Origin of the sequence: Colwellia sp. PAMC 21821, from assembly GCF_002077175.1 — a bacterium.
Lineage (GTDB): Bacteria > Pseudomonadota > Gammaproteobacteria > Enterobacterales > Alteromonadaceae > Cognaticolwellia.
Genome location: NZ_CP014943.1, coordinates 4,731,919 through 4,754,140 on the forward strand (window position 1 = coordinate 4,731,919; position 22,222 = coordinate 4,754,140).

Consider the following 22,222-nt stretch of genomic DNA (forward strand, 5'->3'; position numbering starts at 1 on the left):
TATTTTTTAGGACAACATTATGAGTATTAGTACACCTAAAATCGTCATTATTGGTGGTGGTGCTGGCGGATTAGAGCTAGCCACCCAAATAGGCCACAAGCTAGGCAAAAAAAAGCACGCCGATATACTGCTGATTGATAAAAATCGTACCCATATTTGGAAGCCGTTACTGCACGAAGTAGCAACCGGCTCTATTGACCCCGATTTAGATGGTGTTGTTTATTCGGCTCATGCCGCTAAGCATCATTACCGTTTTCAACTGGGTACATTTTGTAATATTGACCAAAGCAATAAAACCATTACCCTCGCGCCACTTTATGACGAGTTAGGCCACACTATTTTACCCGAGCGCAGTGTATCTTATGATCATCTGGTTATTGCCGTAGGCAGCGTAAGTAACGACTTTAATACCCCAGGTATAAAAGAGCATTGCTACTTTTTAGATTCAAATCAACAAGCTGAGCGCTTTCAGCACTCATTACTCGACAGCTTTACTCGCCTACACCAAGACGATAATCAACAACAATCGCTCAATATTGCTATTGTTGGCGGCGGTGCCACAGGTGTAGAGCTTTCAGCTGAGCTCTATCATGTCTCTGAGTTGTTGAAGCTATACGGCTTAACGAATATGTCAGCTAATCGTTTACATATTCATTTAATTGAAGCCGGCCCCCGTATTTTACCAGCCTTACCTGAGCGCATAGCGACCAGTGCAAAACGCGAGCTATTAAAATTAGGCGTTAATGTACGTGAACATACACAAGTAAAAGAGGCGACCGAGCAAGGCTTTATTACCCAAGAAGACGAAATGATTAATGCTGATATTATGTTATGGGCCGCGGGTATAAAAGCACCTGACTTTATCAAAGACTTAGGTATTTTTGAGCTCACTCGCAGTAATCAAATACAAGTAAACCAATTTTTACAAAGCACGGTTGATGACAATATTTTTGTTTTAGGTGATTGCTGCGCCTTTACCCAAGCCGATGGCAAACAAGTACCGCCGCGCGCGCAATCGGCGCATCAAATGGCGCAATGTATTGAAAGAAATTTACTTGCGACATTAAAAAAACAACCTCTTCATGAATTTGAATATAACGATCATGGCTCGTTAGTTAACCTATCGCGCTATAGCACGGTGGGGAATTTAATGGGCAACCTGACCAGTAATAGCTTTTTTATTGAAGGTAAAATTGCTCGCTTTATGTATCTTTCATTATATCGCATGCATCAGCGCGCTATTCACGGCAGTGCTAAAACCATTGCCTTGTGGATCAGCGAAAAAATATTGCGCGTCGTGCGTCCTAAAATGAAGTTACATTAAGGTTATTTTAAAATTCCCTAAACGTTAACTAAACCTAAAGCAGCTTCTAAATAACGCCGCGGTAACTTGATCACCGCGGCGTTAATGCTTAAAAACGGTCCTCACTTTTCTCGTATTTTAACCCACCAGCTAAGCCACTCAATCACTGTACCACTTTATTCCTTGCCAAAATTCCCCCCGTTAACCTGATAAAACCCTGACATTCAATGTTTTTATGATTGTTACCTCCAAGTAAAAGTCATTTGATTTTTATGGTGGTTATCATTTCTCATAAACAATGTAAAGTAGCCGCCATGAGTCAGACAGCAGCAATGCATCGGCTCTATAGTATTAAAATCAACACACGATTTATAGATACTGATTTTTCAGTACACCATATTAGGATTAAAAAATGACTCTGTCTGTAAATGAAAATAATGCGACTAAACTAGCTCAAGAGCCGAGTATTCAACTGTTTAAAGCGGGTACGTTTAAGTTAAACGATCTAGCGGGCTTACTTGAAGTTAATAACCTAAAAAGTCAGATGGCAGAAGTGACTGTCACCGATAATTCAAATGGCTTAACCGTAGGCTTTTTTGCCATGCAACCTGGCGTTGAGTTCGAATTTGTTTATGAATTTGTCGAATATAAAGTCATCACCAAAGGCAAGATTGTGATGCGCGACTTACAAGGTAACAAATATGTAGCAGAAGTAGGTGACGTTGTTCTATTCACCCCTAATGTTACCGTTATATTTGATGCCGAAAGTGATGGTGAAGCCGTTTATACCGCACACCGCACCGCAGATAGCATGTTTACACCTAAATAACTTTTATTAATTTTTCTGAGGAATACACTATGAGCATATATACACATACAACACTTGGCACTAACGACTTAAACAAAGCCCGCGCCTTCTACGACACCGTTTTAAGCACCATTGGTCTTAAGCGCATTGCCGATTTAGATGAAAATGGTTCAATTTGGGGCGTAGACGCACCTTCTTTCTTTGTCCTAAAACCTGCCAACGGCCAGCCTGCAACTGTGGGTAACGGTACTATGGTTAGCTTTGAAGCACCTAATCGTGCGGCTATCGATGCCTTTCACGCCGCAGCTTTAGCGGCGGGTTGTCCTGATGAAGGCGCACCAGGTACTCGCGATTGGGCACCTCATGCTTATGCAGCTTACACGCGTGATTTGGACGGTAATAAACTTGCTGTATATTGTTTTAAAGCAGCGTAACGTTAGCGTAAGTTACTTATAGCTATTAAAAATAGTCGTGAGAAAAAACACCGATTTAATCGGTGTTTTTTACTTTAAAGACATATCATCATTTATACTGACTTATACCAGTGGACCTATATCGGGTATTACAGTGCAAGTCAGTAATTCACAGCGCTGACTTCCTCTTCACTTTGAGTGCCATAACAGCGATTCTTTTCTATTTTCAAATAGCCTAGTTACTTCTCGCACTACGACAACATGAAAGGCGCGGTTCGGCTGGTCTTCGACTTAGCGACTTTCGCTGGTGGACCTTGAGCAACAATCAGCCCACCTTCATCACCAGCGCCGGGGCCAATATCGATAACCCAGTCGCTGTTGCTGGCAACCTGCATATCATGTTCGACCATGATGACGGTGTTACCGGCATCAACGAGTCCGTTCAATTGCGCCATCAACATAGACACATCTGCGGGATGCAAGCCATTGGTTGGTTCATCGAGTACGTAAAGCGTATCACCACGTTGCGTGCGCTGCAGTTCAGTGGCGAGTTTGATCCGCTGCGCTTCGCCTCCCGATAATTCAGTTGCCGGTTGTCCGAGCCGTAAATAGCCCAGTCCAACTTGCAGCAATGCATCTAATGCCCGCAACACTGGCGCTTCATCAGCAAAAAAATGATGCGCAGCTTCGACGGTCAGATCAAGCACTTCAGCGATGTTTTTCTCCCGATAGGTGATCTCTAACGTCTTATCGTTATATCGCTGACCACGGCAAATCGGACAAGGTGAATAGACGCTAGGAAGAAACAGCAGCTCTACGCTAATAAAACCGACCCCTTCACAATTCGAGCAGCGCCCCTTAACCACATTGAACGAAAAACGCCCAACATCATAGCGACGGGCTTTCGATTTTCGGGTCGAGGCAAACAACTTACGCACGTGATCAAACAGGCTAGTGTAAGTGGCAAGGTTTGAGCGTGGCGTCCGACCAATCGCTTTCTGGTCAACGGTCACCAGTCTTCGTACATGCTGCATTCCATCAATAATCTGTCCGTCCGTTATCGTTTCAAGCTCCCGTTCCAGTAGTTCGGCCTCACCATTAGGTGCGTCAACAATATTTTTCTGTCCCAGCGCATCATAAACAAGTTCAACCAGTGCTTGACTCACCAAGCTTGACTTGCCCGAACCTGATACCCCCGTAACAGTCGTCATTACGCCCAGCGGAAAATCAACATTAAGCCCTTGAAGGTTGTTTCGCTCTATACCCGCTAACTTCAACCAATCTGACGGCTGCCGTGGTGTGTGTTTCGCTTTAGCATTAGGCCTGAAAAGGAAGCGGCTAGTGTGTGAGTTACTCATATCTCGAAAACCGTCAAATGGACCACTGTAAATGACTTCGCCGCCATGGCTTCCCGCTTCTGGCCCAACGTCCACAATCCAGTCTGCATGGCGAATAACACTGACGTCATGTTCAACGACGAATAAAGAATTACCTGCAAGTATCAGTTCATCCAACGCACCTAACAATGCTTGAGTATCAGCAGGATGTAAACCTGCCGACGGTTCATCGAGCACATAGACAACGCCGAACAGCTTCGATCGAATTTGTGTTGCCAAGCGCAAACGTTGTAGCTCGCCTGGCGACAAGGTTGGCGTACTGCGTTCGAGTGACAGGTACCCCAAACCTAGTCGCGTGAGTGCTTCAACACGGGATAAAATATCGCGGGAAATTCGCTGAGCAACAATGGCTTTTTCTGGATGTAGTTCACTGTCTGCCGGATTTACATTAGCGGCATCTCCCAACAATCTAGCGAGTTCGGTTAACGTCAACTGCGACAATTCACCAATATCGAGGCCAGCAAACTTCACCGATAACGATGCAGTTTTAAGTTTCTTGCCATGGCAATCTGGACACTCTGAAATTTGCATAAACTGGGCAACACGTTTTTTAGTGCGCAGGCTTTGTGTGGTAGCAAATGATTGTAAAATAAAGCTTTTAGCACTGGCAAACTTGCCCATGTAATGAGGCGCTTCACCGCTTTCTATTGCCGCGTTAATTTGTGCAAAATTGTACTCTGGATAGACAGGTACAACAGGTGCCTCCTCAGTAAACAGGATCCAATCGCGCGTTTTTTTCGGTAACAACTTCCACGGTTTATCAATGTCATAGCCGAGGGTAACCAATATGCGGCTCAGATTTTTACCTTGCCACGCCGGTGGCCAAGCAGCAATGGCGCGTTCTCGAATCGTCTTGGTATCGTCGGGAACGAGCAGCTTTTCCGTCACTTCAAAAACACGGCCAATACCATGGCAACGGGCACACGCACCTTCCGGCGTATTTGGTGAAAACGCATCTGCATACAATATATTCTGGCCACGGGGATACTTCCCCGCCCGCGAGTAGAGCATACGTAGCGCATTAGAAATCGTGGTAACACTACCCACAGATGAACGCACCGACGGCGTACCCCGTTGTTGTTGAAGTGCGACCGCTGGCGGCAGTCCTTCGATGGCATCGACGTCCGGTTCATCAACTTGGTCAATCAAACGTCGCGCATAGGGCGACACAGAGTCGAGGTAACGACGTTGTGATTCCGCAAACAAGGTGCCAAAAGCCAGCGACGACTTTCCTGAGCCAGAAATACCAGTAAAAACCACCAGTGCATTGCGCGGTAAATCAACGTCAATATTTTTCAAGTTATGAACACGCGCACCTCGCACCTGAATACAGTGGTCGGGATCACAGGAAATAGCTTTGATCTTATTTCGTTCGAGGGGGGAATTTTTTTTTGTGATGGCCATAAAACTGTTACTCCGTTTTATTGTGCTTTACAATTTTAATCCGCTTGGCTGCATTAACCAAACTCTAGGACTGATTTAATACGATCTTAACATACCCAAACCACTGTCGATGAATATATCTAGTAGCACACTTATACCAAGGGAATTGATCGCTTGCCTAATTCAAATGATATTAGCGAGTGTTTGTGATGGCGCATGGTAAGCATGACAATCTATTATCAAAATCGCAATTTCTCACCAAAAATCAGACTGTTTGTGGATTACTGAACTGTTGATATAAACTCATTGGATTAAAACATGGGTCATTAGCAAATGCTAAATAGCATGACTCATCATTAAATAATAAAAAAATAATAAAAGGCCAATCAGAGGTTGGCATTGTAATATTAGTTATGTTTTTCCTGATACATCAAAGCATCACCATCTTCAAGCAGTTCCTCTATTGATGCATGTTTTTCAGGGTCGAACATTACAATACCATGTGAAAATGTTATGTTGTACTCAGAACTTTCAGTGCTGTTTACTTGTTCTAATGAGTCCTTAAAACGTTGAATAAACTCTTTTGCAATTAACGTTGTTGTATTTGTTAACAAAACTGCAAATTCATCTCCCCCTAAACGAGCAAAGACATCTGAATCACGGCACGTACTTTTCAATATATCAGTAAATAATATTAAAGCATTATCGCCTGCTGCATGGCCATAAGTGTCATTAATTGTTTTAAATTTATCTAAATCAAAAAATATTAAGGTTGTAGCTGTTTCATGACGAAGAGAACCATATAAAACTTGTTCAGCTAATATCATAAAACCGCGCCGGTTAGAGATATTAGTCAGCTTATCCATAGTTGCCATTTGTAGTGCTGATAACTCACCTTCCACCATCGCAGCTAAGTCAATCAAGGCCTGAATATCATCTTTCTCAAATTTTCTTGGTATAGTGTCAATAAGACAAAGTGAGCCAATATTGCTGCCATTAACTGCTTTTAAAGGACAACCAGCATAGAAACGCACCTTAGGATCTTCAGTAACCCAAGGATTGTTTGCAAAGCGCTCATCTTCCAAGGTATTAGGAATAATGAAAACTTCTGTTCCTAAAATGGCATGCCCACAAAAAGAAATATCGCGCTGTGCTTCGCTAACAGGCAAGCCAACACAGGACTTAAACCATATGCGGTCTTTATCAACTAGGCTAACAACAGCCATTGGCAAATTAAACATTTTTTTTGCCATACGTGTAAGCCTATCAAATCTTTCTTCAGGCTGCGTATCTAAAATATTCAATAGCTGAAGCGTTTCAAGGCGTGCTTGTTCATCTTCAGGAAAGTCAGGCTTTTTCATTCATTGTCCGAAATTTTATTAAAAGTGATAGATTACGAGGAGAAAAATGCCTTTTTCGTAATGTCCTTGAATAATAGGCTATATGAAGCCCCAATCACAATAGCTTAGTGTAAAACATAAGTTCTCCAGTTATTGCAAGATCAGTTCAGCTCTCTAAAGATTAATACACCCTGTATCTAAAACTGAATTAAGTCCATCTGCAATATTATACTTGCTTAGTATTTCTTGGGATATAAAAATCATTAGATATTTCCCTGACTATCAGCACACCAATTATTACTGCTTTAGACCGGTAAATGCGGAAATAACCCTATCGCTTGTTTAATAATTTCGGTTTTTTGACTTTTCGCTAAATAAACAGCAAATATTTCTCGATGATAAACCGGAGCACTTTCTACCACAAATAACTTATTAGCTTCTACCTGTTCAAAAGTCATTTGCCTAGGCAAGTGCGCACTACCACCCGCTTGTAAAATATAATTTAAGGCGATACGTGGTTGGCTCATAAAGTGTTTAGCTGGTGCCCCATCTTGAGATTCACGCATATGTAGGGTATTAACCGACTCGCCATAATCCACCATAATGTAATTATCTACATTTACCCCTTCAATATGTTCAGGATCAGTTGTTACTAGGTGCAGAGGTACCGTGGCTACTTTTTCTGTCACCAAGTCTTCGATAAATGGTGGTTCAAATAAAAATGCAATATCAACGGTGCGGTTGATAACATTCTTTCTTAATTCCATTGGCGAATAAGTACTGGTAAATAAACTCACGCTGTCTAAATTACGATGAATTTTTTGCAACCAACCTTGTAAAACAATATCCCAAATGGAATTCATTGAGCCAATAGCAAGTTGCATAGCATCATGTTCAGCTACGCCAACATCGTGCTTGGTTTTTTGCCACATAAACAGAATTTCATTGGCATGCTTTATTAACCGGTGTCCTTCAGTGGTTAATTTTAAATGTTTATGACTGCGGTCGAACAGCAAAACACCCAAGTCATCTTCTAATAACTTTATTCTTGCGCTAACCGCTGATTGGGTAATAAAAAGATTTTCAGAAGCCACCCTAAAATGTAAAGTTCGGCTTACTTCTAAAAATGTTGTTAATAATTCAAATTTCATAAAAACCCTCTCTAATCAATTTTTTTGATTAAACCAGTCAAAATATTGCGTTTTATTATTTCAAAGCATGACTATACACTCTACTTACACATTTACCTCACTTTATTTATAAAAGTGGGAAAGTCGGACATATAATTATGAAAGTTGCAATTTTATCAAGAAATAAAAATCTATATTCTACAAAACGTTTAAAAGAAGCAGGCGAAGCAATGGGTCATGAAGTTGATGTTATTGACACTTTGCATTGTTATATGGATATCACTAGTAGCAACTCAAAAGTGCGTTATCACGGTAAAGAATTACCGATGTACGATGCTATTATTCCACGTATTGGTGCTTCAGTAACATTTTACGGCACGGCTGTTGCTCGACAATTTGAAATGATGGGCACCTTTAATATTAATGAGTCTGTTGCTATTAGTCGTTCTCGCGATAAATTACGTTCATTACAGTTATTGTCACGTAAAGGCATTGGTATGCCGCGTACGGGTTTTGCTAGCAAGCCAGATAACGCTAAAGATTTAATCAAAAACGTTGGTGGTGCACCCGTTGTAATTAAATTATTAGAAGGTACTCAAGGTATTGGTGTTGTTTTAGCCGATACAGCAAAAGCTGCAGAAGCTATTATCGAAGCGTTCATGGGCTTAAAAGCCAACATTTTAGTGCAAGAGTTTATTAAAGAAGCTGGTGGTGCTGATATACGTTGTTTAGTTATTGGCGGTAAAGTGGTTGCAGCCATGAAACGTCAAGGCGCTGAAGGTGAGTTCCGTTCAAACTTACATCGCGGCGGTAGTGCTGAAGTAGTTAAATTATCAAAAGCTGAGCGCGATACAGCGATTAGTGCGGCAAAAGCAATGGGCTTAAACATGTGTGGTGTTGACTTATTGCGTTCACAGAATGGTCCTATGGTGATGGAAGTTAACTCTTCTCCAGGTTTAGAAGGCATAGAAAAAGCAACAGGTAAAAACATTGCCGGTATGATTTTTGAATTTTTAGAGAAAAATGCCAAGCCACATGCTAATAAAACTCGCGGTAAAGGGTAATCATAATGAAGGACATTTTAAAAATTGGTGAGTTTGAAATATTACCCGGCGAACAGCGTAAAATTGAATTACCTGTCGCCAAGTTATACACCGATGCTAACGTTTCTTTACCTGTTCATATTATTCGAGCAAAAAAACCGGGCCCTACTATTTTTATAAGCGCTGCAGTGCATGGTGACGAATTAAATGGTATTGAAATTATCCGTCGCTTAATCAGCGAGAAGAAATTTAGGATCACCCATGGAACATTAATAGCTGTACCTATGGTCAATGTTTATGGTGTTGTTAACCAAAGCCGCTATATGCCTGACCGAAGAGATCTTAACCGATGTTTTCCTGGCTCAGCAAAAGGTTCACTGGCTGGTCGAATAGCACACATTTTTCTTAATGAAATTGTTAAACATTGTGACTACGGTATTGATTTACACACAGGGGCAATTCACCGTTCAAATTTACCGCAAATTCGCGCTGATTTGTCTTGTGCCGATACTAAAGAGCTCGCCATGGTGTTTGGCGTACCCGTAGTATTGAATTCCAACATTATTGATGGTTCTTTAAGAGAAGCAGCCGTAAAACATAAAACCAAAGTGCTACTTTATGAAGCCGGTGAAGCATTGCGTTTTGATGAGTATTCAATTCGTGCTGGCATGAAAGGCATTACTAACGTGTTAAAACATTTAGGCATGCGTAAGGCGTCAGTTACGCGTAAAAAAGTAATTGAGCCGTTTGTTGCTAACAGCAGTCAGTGGTTGCGTGCGAATGGCAGTGGTATTGTAAATCATCGTGTTAAATTGGGAGACCAAATTAAAAAAGGTGATATTTTAGCTGAAATTGGTAGCCCTTATGGCGATATTTTAGATGTAGTTAAAGCGAGTAGAGCTGGTATATTAATTGGTCAACAAAACATCCCTTTGGTGCAAGAAGGTGAAGCTATGTTCCATATTGCCTATTTTGAAGAAGATGATAAACATATCTCCCAACAAATAGAGAGCTCTCAAGATAACTTATTACCGCAAAGCAGCATGTAAAAGAAGGTAACGTAATATGACTAAAAAGCAAAAAGCAATTATTGGCCGTTTGGAAACTATTGCGCTACCTGAGTTAGCAATAACAGATATACAGGTACGCGTAGATACCGGAGCTAAAACCTCCTCTCTACATGTGGATAACATTGTAAAGTTTAAAAAAAATGGCAAAATAATGGTGAGGTTTGACCTACACCCGGACGCTTACAATGTTGATGAAATAGTTTCTTGTGAAGCGCCGATGCACGATATCAGAAGAGTTAAATCTTCAAATGGTACCTCTGAGCAACGTTATGTAATATCAACACCAGTACAACTGGGTGAAACACTTTGGCCAATTGAAATAACCTTAACTGATCGCTCAGACATGAGTTACTTAATGTTATTTGGCCGAGAAGCCATTGGTACTAAATTTCTAGTTGATCCATCAAAAGTATTTGTAAGTTCTTAACTTACTTCCATTTATTGAGGAGATAGTATGACATTTGAACAGATAGTAGAACAAATAACAGCATTACTGACATTTAACGTAGTTAATGTGTCAGATCAAGCTGTCACTTTGGGCGATATCCTCTTTATACCGCTAATGATTATGATCGGCTTGTTATTAAGTAAATGGCTAATTAAATTAATCAGTAAACGTTTGAGAAGTAAAAAAACTGATCCAAATGTCATTCATTTAATCGAACGTATTTTATTCGTTATCGCCATAGCGGTTATCATTATTAGCATATTAGATTTTATGAATGTGCCGATTGCCGCCTTTGCGTTTTTATCTGGCGCTATTGCCATTGGTTTTGGTTTCGGTGCACAAAACATTATCAATAACTTTATTAGTGGTTGGATATTAATGTGGGAACGCCCTATTCGCATTGGTGATTTTTTAGAAGTTGAAGATACCAAGGGTTTAGTAGAAGAAATAAATACCCGTTCAACACGTATTAAACGTATAGATGGTGTTCATTTACTCATTCCTAATAGTAAATTGCTCGAAAATACCGTTGTGAACTGGACCTTAGTAGACCAGTTTGTACGCTGTTCAGTTTCTGTGGGTGTTGCCTATGGTTCACCCGCAAAAAAAGTAGCTGAATTAATTCTGCAAGCTACTACTGAACAACCTGAAGCACTTACCGAACCTAAACCCTTGGTAACTTTCGATGATTTTGGCGACAATGCGTTAATGTTTCAAGTGACTTTTTGGATTAGTTCGCGTGCTGAAACAGGATTAAGGGTCGCAAAAAGCAATGTAAGATTTCGCTTGGAAGAGTTATTTGAACAAAATGATATCGTGGTCGCCTACCCACAACGTGACATACATATTGACGGTTCGCTAAAGTTAATCAAAAGTGAAGTACAAGCGGATTAACTAACGGATCACATAACGGTTCAAACAAAACGGTTTGACACCGTTTTAAGCACAGCTAATTAATATTTATTATTACCCAATAATTAGCGGTGAGATGAGATTGGTATAAATACATATGACTGTTCATCAGGATTTAATGATGGCCAGTCATATTTAGTTCATATTTAGCTAATAATAACTGAAGTAACTTTAGAACAGATATTGTTACAGGGTCTCAGTTAATCCTTTTTATTTTCGAACCACAATGCCATAAAATCAGCAGTCAATTTCTGCTCTATTCCAAGCGCTTTCTCTGTCGGACAAAAAATTGAAAACACCACCTGAGTATCACCCAGTTCAGAAGTAGATATTTGAATATGTGGCTCAGGGCCAGCAATCTTGATATCTAAACGATTTTCTATTAATTGATTGTAGCGCATAGCCACTTCTTTAAATTCAATACAATATAGATTTGCTTTCTCATGCAGCGTATCAATAAAAACAAAGGGGTTAACGCTGTCATCTCGCACGATGGTGAAGTGATGCATTGCATAGCGTTTTAAGAAGTTAAGGTTCTTTATAACAGAGGTAATTAACTGGCTATTAGGCACATATAACGTTTTACCTGTATATTGGTAATCGTGCTTATTAACCTCTAAAAGCGTCAGTTTTGCCCAGTCACTAGAGTGTACTTCACCATAATACTTACCTACTTGTATCCAATCGCCAATGCGAAAAGGACGACTTGATAAAATATATATAAAGCCAATAAAGCATTGAATAAATTCTCGGGTTGCAAGTACGATTGCGACAATAAAGGCGGCGATTGAAAAAGCAAACTTTTGTATTTCACTCGACCAAATATTAAAAATAAGAATAATAACTAATAACGTAAATATATTATTTACCATATTAATCTTTAATCTTTTACTTTTCTTCGATTTTCTTTTTATCAGTTTGATTATTATTGCTTTTACAGTAAAAAAAACAATAATAAAAAATACTGTTAATGTAAATTTATGTTGGATTAAAAATTCAACTATAGTGTCCAAATATAAAATAATAATGACCTTATCTGTGCTTGATAATTGTTAACGTTATTAACTGCCTAATATGAGTAAGCTAAATTTGTAATCAGCTAAACGTTAACTAACCATCAACCACTTTTTGATTGATTTTTTGTAAATGTAACAAGGTGCCTTCTACACCTAACTTGTTAAAACTTGCGTTTATTTCTGCTTGCTTAGTTTGTAATAAGCTTATGCCTTCAACCTCAATATCAAAAAACAGCCAGTTTTGCTCATTTGACTGTAATAATTTTACAACCGCCTTATTAGTTTTAGTTTTTCCAACAATAGTGACATCAACCATCGCCAATTTGCCACTTTTAGAAAGTGTACTTTGACCGACATTAATAACTTCATTATTGTATTTATTTAATAAGTTACTGTAGGTGTTAATAAGCTGCAGTGATAATTCACTTATAAAAGCTTCTTTGAGCTCATCTGGCACCTTAGGCATATTTTTATTTAGCACTTTGTAAGTAAAGTAACGAGCATCAACCTCGGGTAATAAATACTGACTTAAAACATCTCTAATATTTGCTTTGGTTAATGCTTCAGTTTGCTTTAATTTAATTAGCGAAACTTCAACCTGACTAAATACCGCCTGTACTTTGGATTTAGCATCTTCAGTTGACGCAAAAACAGTCGCAGAGATTAAAAGCGCCATAGTAATTATAACAACACTGATCAGATTAGTATTGATAGCCCGTTTGGATTTCATTTTGTTGCTCAATAAATAATATATACATACAATTATAAAGATTAGTGACACACAAGCAAACGCATTAATTCATTCAAGTTAATCAAATAAATTAATTAAACCATATGATTTAACAAATAAAACATCTAAAGTTTGATTTTAATGTTAAAACTTTCTATATTCCATTAAGTTAGACTTAAAACTGATTAAATAACTAAAAGCTAGGTTCGGGGTTAAGCGTTCTAAAAACAAAAGTAAGATTAATCTTACGCTATTTTTATGATCTTTAAGTTTACTGCGCTCGTACTAGTTATTAATAAAACATGTTAAACGTGTGTTGTGTTCAACATTCACATTCAACATTTACATTCAACAACTGGCAGTAAAGTATCATCAAGGTTAAATATCTCCCTAGCATTGTATTATAAAATCAATATTCTAGTAATACCCTGATTTATATATTATCTTAGTGATATAATTAGCTTTGTTACTGGTCTAATGTAGTCTACAAATTTGGGATTTGACATATCAACATCTTAACTACTCGTTAAGGTAGTCATAGTCATTAAGGTTGCAGTTTATTTATTTTTGTACCAAGGACAGGTGGGTATATTTACCTGAAGTATTTAACACTACATATCGAGAAACAATGAATGAAGAATAACGCGACACAAGTAACGCATTCTGACATTGAGCGGCAGAAACTCATTGACTCTAGCCGTTTTCACGGTATTCATTGGTTAATATTAGCGCTTTCTTCCATATTGACGATTGGTGCCTGGTATGTAGCTTCAGAGCAAGTAAATAAAAAAATAACTGAGCGTTTTGAACGCGAATCTTTACATGTAATATTACTTGTTAAAGAAAGAATGCAATTATACGAACACGCTTTATGGGGTGCGGTTGCTTTTGTAGATGCAAGTGAAGATGATATTACTGATCAGCAATGGAAAAGCTACAGTAATAGTCTTCGTATAGACAAGACCTATCCCGGTATCAATGGCTTAGGCATAATTTATAATGTTAAAACCGAGCAACGTAATAGCTTTATTGAAAAGCATCAGGAAAGCCGACCCAATTTTAGTATAAAACCCCCGCACAACGAACACGAACTTTGGCCGATTACTTATATTGAGCCAATAGCAACGAATATGCAGGCCGTTGGCTTAGACGTGGCGTTTGAAGAAAACAGATATTATGGTGTTAAAAATGCCAGAGATACGGGTATAGCGCAGTTAACCGGCCCTATTACCTTAGTACAAGACGCGAAAAAAACCCCTGGCTTTCTATTTTATGCCCCATTTTACAAAAAAGGAATGTTACATAACTCAGTAAGTACCCGACAAGAATCCATTCAAGGGGTAACATATGCTCCTTTTATCATGTCTAAACTTATTTCTGGTACGTTAGCTGTTGACAAACGTCATGTTAGCTTAAAAATTAGCGATACAGGCCAGTCTTTATACGACGACATGGATAATTCACTGGCTGATAAAATAGATCCAAAGCCTCAGTTTACCGACAAAATTGATGTCAGTTTTTATGGCCGACAATGGCAATTTACCATCAGTTCTAATTTAAATTTTCGTGAGGCTTCAGGTTCAAACCAGCCTTACTTTATATTGGCTGGCGGTATTGTGATTGATCTTTTGCTTTTAGCTTTGTTTGTTGTACTTTCTCGTTCAAACAAGCAAGCTCTTGTTTATGCTGACGAAATTACCCGAGAGCTAAAAATTAATACCCGACGTTTAATTAAGTCGAATCAAGATCTTGAACAATTTGCTTATATAGCATCCCATGACTTAAAGTCACCGTTAAATGCTATGCGAAAATTAGTCAGTTGGATCAGTGAAGATTGTGAAAGTATATTGCCTGATAGTTCTAAAGAGCATTTAAAATTATTAAATAATCGCTGTGAAAGAATGAATAAATTGCTTGATGATTTACTCGATTATGCCCGTATTGGACGCCAAGAATTTAAACCTAAGCCAATAGACTTAAAGGCAATAGCTCAAGAAATATTTAGTCTGCTAGATCACCCTACAACGTTTAATTTATCGGTTGAAAAGCAAGTATTACTTTTACCTCAAACACCAATAGAAATTGTGATACGAAATCTGATTTCGAATGCTATAAAACATCACGATAAGAAAACTGGGCATATCAAAATTCTCTACAAAACCGTTGACGACATGCACCACATTAGTGTGCAAGATGACGGTCCCGGTATCCCTAAAGAATTATTTGAAAAAGCAGTTGAGATGTTCCAAACTTTACGACCTAGAGATAAAGTTGAAGGCAGTGGTATGGGTTTGTCATTATCAAAGAAAACCATTGAACATTACGGTGGCCGTTTAATTATCGAGTCTGACGGTATTACAGGAACCACCATAGTGGTATTATGGCCAATTACCAAGGAACAATGACCACATTAAGCAACACCATTAAAATAAGACAAACGGATAATGAAATGAGTGATACACCAAAAGAAGTTACACTACTCTTGATAGAAGATGATGACATTGACGCTATGTCTGTTACACGGGCTTTTAACAAAATGTCTCTTGCCAACAAGATAATAAGAGCTACTGATGGCCTTGAGGGTTTGGAAATGCTGCGCAGCGGCGCAGTCCCCTCACCTTATATTATATTGCTTGATTTACAAATGCCGCGTTTAAATGGTTTAGAATTTTTAGATGAAATTCGCCAAGATCCTAAACTTGCAAAAAGCATTGTTTTTGTTTTAACCACATCAAAATCTGACGAAGATATGACCGCGAGCTACAAAAAAAATATTGCCGGTTACTTTGTAAAAGAGCAAGTAGGTGAAGGTTTCTTAGATATTGTAAAAATGCTCAAAGGTTATTGGAAGATAGTCCACTTTCCAGAAAATTAAATCAGTTAACTAAATCCCATTCTCATGACTATGACTATGACTAATACAAAAAAGAGAGTTACCTTTGAACATTTTAATTGTTGATGATGATATCGTCGATCGCGAAAGCATCAAACGAACATTAAATCAGTCAACTACCCACTGGGACTTCGTTGAAACTGAGTCTGTTGATGAAGGCTTGGCAGCGTTCGCCAAGCAAAAATTTGATGTAATTTTACTCGATTACCGCATGCCACAGCGTGACGGCATTGAATTATTACTAGAATTACGCAACGCACCATTAGAATATAGTGTTGCTATTATCATGTTGAGTAACTCTGAAGAAACCGAACTGGCATTAAAGTGCGTTAGGGCTGGCGCGCAAGATTTCTTATTAAAATCTGAAGTAACATCTTCAAGACTTAAGCGAGCCATTTTGCAATCTAAAGCCCGTTATGAGTTAGAGCAACAGCTTCATAGCAGTTACCAACAAGCAAAAAAATTAGCAGAGCATGACGCTTTAACTGGCCTAGCAAACCGTTACTCGTTTGAAGAAGCCTTGCAGATGAATATTACACAGAAGCCTCGTGACCAGTCAAAATTAGCCTTGACTCTTTTCGACTTAGATAACTTCAAGTTTATTAACGACACTCATGGCCACGCTGTTGGCGACGAAATATTAAAGCAAGTAGCACAAAGAGTAAGCCTATGTTTGCGTGGTAATGAAGTATTTGCGCGTTTAGGTGGTGACGAATTCGCTATTATATTAAGTAATTTACATTCTGTAGATAATGCGACTAGAGTAACTCAAAGGGTATTAAACAGTTTAGATGAGCCGTTTAATGTCTCAGGTATAGTCATAAAAGTAGGCGCTAGCATTGGCATCGCCATGTACCCTGACAATAGTATCAATGCAAATGATTTACTTAAATATGCCGATATAGCGATGTACCGTGCGAAAAAGCTGGGCAGAAATCAAATATGCTTTTTTGAAGAAGAAATGCAAGAGCAATTTTTACAGCGTTATCAAGTTGAAGCTAATTTAATTGGTGCAGTAGAACGCAATGAGTTTGTATTGCATTACCAACCGATATTTGAAACGGCGACAACTAATGTTATTGGCTTCGAAGCGTTAATACGGTGGAATTTTCAAAATAAACTGTACTTTCCCGAGAGTTTTATTGCAATTGCTGAATGTTCCCATGCCATGCTTGACATTGGCCGCTGGGTAATCGAACAAGCCATCTATCAAATATCAGTTTGGAATTTACGCAACCGTAAATCATTTTCCATGGCGATTAATCTATCGAGCATACAGTTAGCTGATAGAACAATTGTTAGTTACATCAAAAGCATGATGGAAAAATATCACGTACAAGCTGAGCTAATAGAATTTGAATTAACCGAAATTGCTTTACTTGAGAATAGTAAACAAGCGGTTAAAACACTTGAGGCGCTGAGTGATTTAGGTTGTCGTATCTCGTTAGATGATTTTGGTAGTGGATTTTCGTCAGTGGCACATTTACAAAATTTCCCAATTAACACCGTAAAAATCGATAAATCGTTATTGATAGCATCTGAGCAGCCAAAAACACGCGCACTCATAGAAGGTTTTTCTGCTATGTTGCACTCGTTAGCTCTTAATATAGTTGCTGAGGGTATTGAAAGTGAGCCTAGTTTACAGTTATGCCAAAAACTTAACATTCAACGTGCACAAGGTTACTTTTTATCTAAACCAATAGAGGCCGCGAGCATCGAGGAAAATTATCTCTGATACATTTTATTGCCCTATGCCATTGAGGTTATATTTCATCACTTTGGCAGCAATAATTAATTTGCAATTACCGGCACAAAAACATAATCTGAAGAATAAGAATAATTACGTTAAGTATATGATTTAATTTTCCAATAAGTATATTCAAAATATATATTTATTGAAGACTTTACAAAAATCAGAAGTCTTTACAAAAACATTTTTAAAAGGAAGTTATGAAAAATCGACTTTTACATACCTCAAGTATTGCTCTTTCGCTTTTTATGCTCTGCGCACACGCAAACGCCGACTCATTTTTAGTGCAAGATCAACAAGGTTTGCCGCTTAAAAATGTGGTATTAGAGTTTTCGGTACCCGCGCTTTCCACTTCAGCGGTATTAAAACCTAAGACGTTAATTATGGATCAGGTTGATAAACTTTTTAAGCCTGACGTATTGGTTATTCATCAAGGTGACTTTGTTGACTTTCCCAACAGTGACAATATCAGGCATCATGTTTACTCCTTTTCCTCCGTAAACCCCTTTGAACTCAAGCTTTACTCAGGAAGACCAGAAGCGCCGCTACAGTTTAATAATGCCGGTGTGGCTGTTTTAGGGTGTAATATTCATGACTCTATGGTGGGTTACATTTATATTGCCAGTTCAAAACATGTATTAATGACTGATGAGCAAGGCTTAGCAACATTGGACGATGGCATACAATACGACAGTGTTAATGTATGGCATAGCAGCGCTCTGACAAGCGTTAAAAGTATTAATTATGCCGATTTAACTAAAAAAACAAACAACAAAGCCCCATATATTATTAACTTAGTCGTTGACTCGCCAGAGCCAAGAAATACTTTCCAAAGCATATTTAATCAGAATGGCGAGTAATTCTTCCTTACGTAAGCAAATTACTTTACTGGGTGTGTCACTGGTTATTTTAACCGTGACTTGTCTTTTAGCTGTGTCTATATGGAAATCAATAACCTCGCACAGTCAGCAAATAAACCAAAGGATAACCAGTGCCGAACATGTACTCATAGAGTATTTAAAAGCCAAAGAAGAATTACTGCTTACTGCATCAAAAGTACTAACGGCAGACTTTGGTTTTAAGCAAGCGGTGGCGACACGGGACAAAGGCACAATAGCGAGTGTATTAGACAACCATAGTTCTCGAATTAACGCCAGTTTGATGATATTAAGCGACTTAAACGGCAATGTTATTTCTTCAAATAACAATCAAATCACCTTTGACCCGACCTTTACCGAGAAGCTAATTACCGTAAAGCAAAACTTAAATAAAACTCAGTTAATGTTACTCGCTGGCAATTTATACCAGCTGATTGTTTTACCCGTTGATGCACCAAGAACCATTGCTTATTCTATAATCGGTTTCCAGATAGATCAGGCTTTTGTTAATGAATTAAAAAGATTAATGGCGATTGAGGTGAGCTTTTTTTCCCAAGACAACCTGATTATATCGACTTTACAATATACTAATACCAGCCACAGCGATCATTTTAGAAAAACTGATAAATCATGGTTACTGTTCGAAAGAAAACTCTATGAAAATAAACCCATAATATTTACTAATACCCAAGGTCAGGAATATATCGCCCTGCTTTCTGTCGATTTAACACCAAGCTATATTGAACTTGATAAATTAGTTGCTCTTACTTTGTTTATATCGCTGTTGATTATTGCTATTACCGCGTTTGCTTGTAGTTTTATTGCCAGAAGCCTCACCAAACCCCTTTATGAATTAACGCGTTTAACGCGTAATTTTGCACAAGGAAAGTATGAGCATAACGGTATTATGTCTGAAGGCAGTGTTGAAGTTTTAAAGGTTTATTCCAGTTTTATTAAAATGGGTCGTAAAATTGAACAACGTGAAATTAAAATTAACTATCAGGCTAAACATGACTCGTTAACCGATGTTTATAATCGTGCTACCTTTCTGGAAATACTCTCAAAACATATTGAAGAACATGATCATGAACAACAAACTTCATTATTAGTCATGACAATAAACGTACGATATTTTAAACGTATAAACGACAGTTTAGGCTCTGAAATCGGCGATGAAGCACTTAAAGCTATTGCTCAGCGTATTAAAAATATTTATCAAGCAAAAACATTAATGATTGGTCGGTTTTCGGGAACTGAGTTTTGTTTGGTGATTAACTTAGCGCAGAAAGAAAGTTATGACGACATAGTGGAAAACTTTTTATCGCATTTAAAAGCACCTTTACAAGTTAATAAGCTCTGGCTGAATTTAAATTATCGTATTGGTACCTGCCTGTTCCCAGAACGCAGCAGCAACGCTAAAGAGTTAGTCAGAAGAACCACGATTGCCTTGGAAGCGGCAAGACATGAAAACACCACAATAAGAGCATACAAAGATGGTGAAGATGAGGCTTACCTTGAGCGATTAAACTTACTTGAAGAGCTTAGAGAGGCCATGACACGCGATAATGGCGAAATGTTCATGGTTTATCAACCTAAGCTAAATTTAGACAACGGTAAAATAGAAAAAGTAGAGTCCTTAATTCGCTGGATAAAACCTGATGGACAATTTGTTTCACCTGAATTATTTATTCATTTAGCTGAGCAGTCCGGCCTTATTATTAAATTAACCCATTGGGTAATTGATACGGTACTTAAACAGCAACAAGCGTGGCTTGCAAAAGATATAAAGCTCAAAGTAGCCATTAATATTTCAGCACAAGATATTTCTCATGCTGATTTTATTGATTATATTTTCGAAAAAATTTCGCAATACAATGTAGACCCTTATCTTATTACCTTAGAAATAACGGAACGCGACATTATGACGAACGAAGATCTCGTTGTGAGTCGACTTAAGCAGTTAAAACAAACCGGCATTCAAATTTCCGTTGACGATTATGGTATTGGGCAATCTTCTTTAGGTAAATTAAAACAATTACCGATAGATGAGTTAAAAATTGATAAAGCTTTTATATTAGAATTAGATAAATCTGAAAAAGATCAATTTATCGTTAAATCGACCATAGAATTAAGCCACCAACTAGGCTTAAGTGTGGTCGCTGAAGGTGTTGAAAACAAAGCGTCTCTAGATATGCTCAAAGCGATGAAATGTAATCATGTACAAGGTTATTTTATTTCTCGTCCAATTAAATCAGCAGACTTATTAACTTGGTTGAATAGTTATGAATAAATTTACCCCTTTATTTTATGCCTGTATTTTCATCGTATTTTCAGCTAACAGTTTAGCCGAAGGTAAAATTCTTGCTACGCCTGGCGTTTCCCAAATAGAAGGTTCTGGTGGTGGTGGTATTGTGCCTTGGGCACAGTTAGCGGGCTATGCTACTGAAGATAGTATGTCGGTTAGTGCCGCATGTAGCCGCGTAACCGTTAAAGACTTTTCATTAGATAGCTGTGGTGTACAAGCAAACATATATGACAAAATAGAATTGTCGTATGCCAAACAAACCTTTGAAGTCAACCCGCTTAAACTTGATTTAAAACAAACGATTATTGGCGCTAAAATTAATTTATTTGGTGATCTGGTTTACACTAGGTTACCGCAAGTTAGTTTAGGCATTCAGTCAAAAAAATTGAAAACTAGTGATGTCGCATTCGCTCTAGGCGCAGAAAAAGACTCTGGAACTGACGTCTATATCGCCGCGAGTAAACTCCATTTAGGCTTTATTAACGGTTACAACTGGTTGTGGAACATTACAGCAAGGCACACTAAGAGTAATCAAATGGGTTTACTCGGTTTTGGTGGTGCTAATGAAAAGCGTAAAATTCAATTAGAAGCATCTACCGCTATCTTATTAAATCGACACTTAGCTGTTGGCGTTGAGTTTAGGCAAAAGCCTGACAACTTAAATTTGGGCGAAGATCACTGGAAAGATGTTTTTGTTGCCTGGTTTCCAAACAAACATTTCAGCGTTACGTTGGCTTATGTTGATTTAGGCCGTATCGCTGCCATTGACAAGCAAACTGGCTGGTATTTATCAACTATGTGGTATTTATAATGAAAATAAAAAAAGTCACTCAATCGTTAATTTTAATACTTATTACCGGCTGCATATCTTGTTCTTCACCTAACAATATTAGTAGCGACAGCAACCCAAGCCTGTATCAAAAAATAGGCGAAAAGCCGGCAATTGATAAGATTATTGATAACTTAGTCAATATTATTGGTAAAGATAAAGTTATTTTCTCTCACTTCGCCCAAAGTAATGTCACCCATTTTAAAGAGAAACTTTCGGTGTATTTATGCCACATAACCGATGGTCCTTGTGAATATAATGGTGATACGATGCAAGATATTCATCGAGGCATGTATATCGATACCAACCAATTTAATCACTTTGTTGAACTTTTTATCGGCGCTATGGACGCATCAGATATTAGTTACCCTACCCAAAACGAATTATTAGCACGATTAGCTCCGCTAAGAGAAAGCATTTTCAAAATGTAATGTTTAAGCGCTAAAAACGATTTACACGCCAACGATTTTAGCGCTAGCAGATTAAATACCAACTAGTGCTAACTGCACTACAATAGCTGCTTTTTTTAGCACAAAAACACTGCAGTAGCTTGCAATACAAAGTTGATTATCTG

At 38.3% G+C, this 22,222-nt stretch carries 19 protein-coding genes; 14 read left to right on the forward strand and 5 right to left on the reverse strand.

What is annotated here, in order from left to right:
* Nucleotides 1-19 precede the first annotated feature (19 nt).
* The 3 genes from A3Q33_RS19775 to A3Q33_RS19785 all read left to right on the forward strand — a co-directional run bounded on the left by A3Q33_RS19775 (nucleotide 20) and on the right by A3Q33_RS19785 (nucleotide 2,545).
* Nucleotides 20-1,324: an NAD(P)/FAD-dependent oxidoreductase gene (locus tag A3Q33_RS19775; RefSeq protein WP_081181760.1), complete on the forward strand. Its 1,305-nt coding sequence runs from the start codon at nucleotides 20-22 to the stop codon at nucleotides 1,322-1,324.
* A gap of 391 nt (nucleotides 1,325-1,715) precedes the next feature.
* The gene (locus A3Q33_RS19780) at nucleotides 1,716-2,132 is read left to right on the forward strand and encodes a EutQ-related cupin domain-containing protein (protein WP_024591393.1); all 417 of its coding nucleotides are present in this window, start codon (nucleotides 1,716-1,718) and stop codon (nucleotides 2,130-2,132) included.
* A 29-nt stretch (nucleotides 2,133-2,161) separates the two neighbouring features.
* Complete coding sequence (locus A3Q33_RS19785; RefSeq protein ID WP_081181763.1) at nucleotides 2,162-2,545, forward strand: VOC family protein; 384 nt, start codon at nucleotides 2,162-2,164, stop codon at nucleotides 2,543-2,545.
* Between the two features lie 230 nt (nucleotides 2,546-2,775).
* Here the strand turns inward: A3Q33_RS19785 and A3Q33_RS19790 are convergent, their stop codons facing one another.
* From A3Q33_RS19790 to A3Q33_RS19800, 3 genes are all read right to left on the reverse strand, one after another.
* Nucleotides 2,776-5,325, reverse strand: coding sequence for an excinuclease ABC subunit UvrA (locus A3Q33_RS19790; protein WP_081181765.1), 2,550 nt, complete (start codon nucleotides 5,323-5,325; stop codon nucleotides 2,776-2,778).
* 386 nt (nucleotides 5,326-5,711) lie between these two features.
* A complete protein-coding gene (locus tag A3Q33_RS19795) occupies nucleotides 5,712-6,665 on the reverse strand; it encodes a sensor domain-containing diguanylate cyclase (protein ID WP_081181768.1) in 954 nt (317 codons plus the stop codon).
* Nucleotides 6,666-6,949: 284 nt separating this feature from the next.
* Nucleotides 6,950-7,795, reverse strand: a complete 846-nt coding sequence (locus A3Q33_RS19800; protein ID WP_081181771.1) for a LysR family transcriptional regulator — start codon at nucleotides 7,793-7,795, stop codon at nucleotides 6,950-6,952.
* 137 nt (nucleotides 7,796-7,932) lie between these two features.
* Between A3Q33_RS19800 and rimK the strand changes: the two genes are divergently transcribed.
* The 4 genes from rimK to A3Q33_RS19820 are packed head-to-tail and all read left to right on the forward strand — an operon-like array spanning nucleotide 7,933 to nucleotide 11,229.
* Nucleotides 7,933-8,838 (forward strand): 30S ribosomal protein S6--L-glutamate ligase, encoded by a 906-nt coding sequence (rimK, locus tag A3Q33_RS19805; RefSeq protein WP_081153956.1) that lies wholly within the window; start codon nucleotides 7,933-7,935, stop codon nucleotides 8,836-8,838.
* 5 nt (nucleotides 8,839-8,843) lie between these two features.
* The gene (locus A3Q33_RS19810; protein ID WP_081181773.1) at nucleotides 8,844-9,866 is read left to right on the forward strand and encodes a succinylglutamate desuccinylase/aspartoacylase family protein; all 1,023 of its coding nucleotides are present in this window, start codon (nucleotides 8,844-8,846) and stop codon (nucleotides 9,864-9,866) included.
* Nucleotides 9,867-9,882: 16 nt separating this feature from the next.
* Nucleotides 9,883-10,314 (forward strand): ATP-dependent zinc protease family protein, encoded by a 432-nt coding sequence (locus A3Q33_RS19815; RefSeq protein ID WP_081181776.1) that lies wholly within the window; start codon nucleotides 9,883-9,885, stop codon nucleotides 10,312-10,314.
* Nucleotides 10,315-10,341: 27 nt separating this feature from the next.
* A complete protein-coding gene (locus tag A3Q33_RS19820; protein WP_155866816.1) occupies nucleotides 10,342-11,229 on the forward strand; it encodes a mechanosensitive ion channel family protein in 888 nt (295 codons plus the stop codon).
* A 218-nt stretch (nucleotides 11,230-11,447) separates the two neighbouring features.
* Here A3Q33_RS19820 and A3Q33_RS19825 read toward each other — a convergent pair whose 3' ends face one another.
* Both A3Q33_RS19825 and A3Q33_RS19830 read right to left on the reverse strand, forming a co-directional pair.
* Complete coding sequence (locus A3Q33_RS19825; RefSeq protein ID WP_155866817.1) at nucleotides 11,448-12,119, reverse strand: mechanosensitive ion channel family protein; 672 nt, start codon at nucleotides 12,117-12,119, stop codon at nucleotides 11,448-11,450.
* Nucleotides 12,120-12,357: 238 nt separating this feature from the next.
* Nucleotides 12,358-12,993 carry an MlaC/ttg2D family ABC transporter substrate-binding protein gene (locus tag A3Q33_RS19830; protein ID WP_081181778.1) on the reverse strand — a complete coding sequence of 212 codons (636 nt, stop codon included), beginning with the start codon at nucleotides 12,991-12,993 and terminating at the stop codon, nucleotides 12,358-12,360.
* Between the two features lie 632 nt (nucleotides 12,994-13,625).
* On the opposite strand from A3Q33_RS19830, the gene A3Q33_RS19835 reads away from it, so the two are divergent.
* The 7 genes from A3Q33_RS19835 (at nucleotide 13,626) to A3Q33_RS19865 (ending at nucleotide 22,079) form a co-directional block, all read left to right on the forward strand.
* Nucleotides 13,626-15,398, forward strand: a complete 1,773-nt coding sequence (locus A3Q33_RS19835) for a CHASE domain-containing protein (protein ID WP_081181781.1) — start codon at nucleotides 13,626-13,628, stop codon at nucleotides 15,396-15,398.
* 44 nt (nucleotides 15,399-15,442) lie between these two features.
* Nucleotides 15,443-15,868: a response regulator gene (locus A3Q33_RS19840; protein WP_081182824.1), complete on the forward strand. Its 426-nt coding sequence runs from the start codon at nucleotides 15,443-15,445 to the stop codon at nucleotides 15,866-15,868.
* Between the two features lie 64 nt (nucleotides 15,869-15,932).
* Nucleotides 15,933-17,621, forward strand: coding sequence for a putative bifunctional diguanylate cyclase/phosphodiesterase (locus A3Q33_RS19845; protein WP_081181784.1), 1,689 nt, complete (start codon nucleotides 15,933-15,935; stop codon nucleotides 17,619-17,621).
* 215 nt (nucleotides 17,622-17,836) lie between these two features.
* A complete protein-coding gene (locus A3Q33_RS19850; RefSeq protein ID WP_081181786.1) occupies nucleotides 17,837-18,496 on the forward strand; it encodes a methylamine utilization protein in 660 nt (219 codons plus the stop codon).
* Nucleotides 18,486-20,804, forward strand: a complete 2,319-nt coding sequence (locus A3Q33_RS19855; RefSeq protein WP_081181789.1) for a bifunctional diguanylate cyclase/phosphodiesterase — start codon at nucleotides 18,486-18,488, stop codon at nucleotides 20,802-20,804. The genes A3Q33_RS19850 and A3Q33_RS19855 overlap by 11 nt, the downstream gene beginning before the upstream one ends.
* A complete protein-coding gene (locus tag A3Q33_RS19860) occupies nucleotides 20,797-21,630 on the forward strand; it encodes a DUF3034 family protein (protein WP_081181792.1) in 834 nt (277 codons plus the stop codon). Before A3Q33_RS19855 ends, A3Q33_RS19860 begins: the two co-directional genes overlap by 8 nt.
* Nucleotides 21,630-22,079: a group I truncated hemoglobin gene (locus A3Q33_RS19865; RefSeq protein WP_081181795.1), complete on the forward strand. Its 450-nt coding sequence runs from the start codon at nucleotides 21,630-21,632 to the stop codon at nucleotides 22,077-22,079. Before A3Q33_RS19860 ends, A3Q33_RS19865 begins: the two co-directional genes overlap by 1 nt.
* Nucleotides 22,080-22,222: the final 143 nt, after the last annotated feature.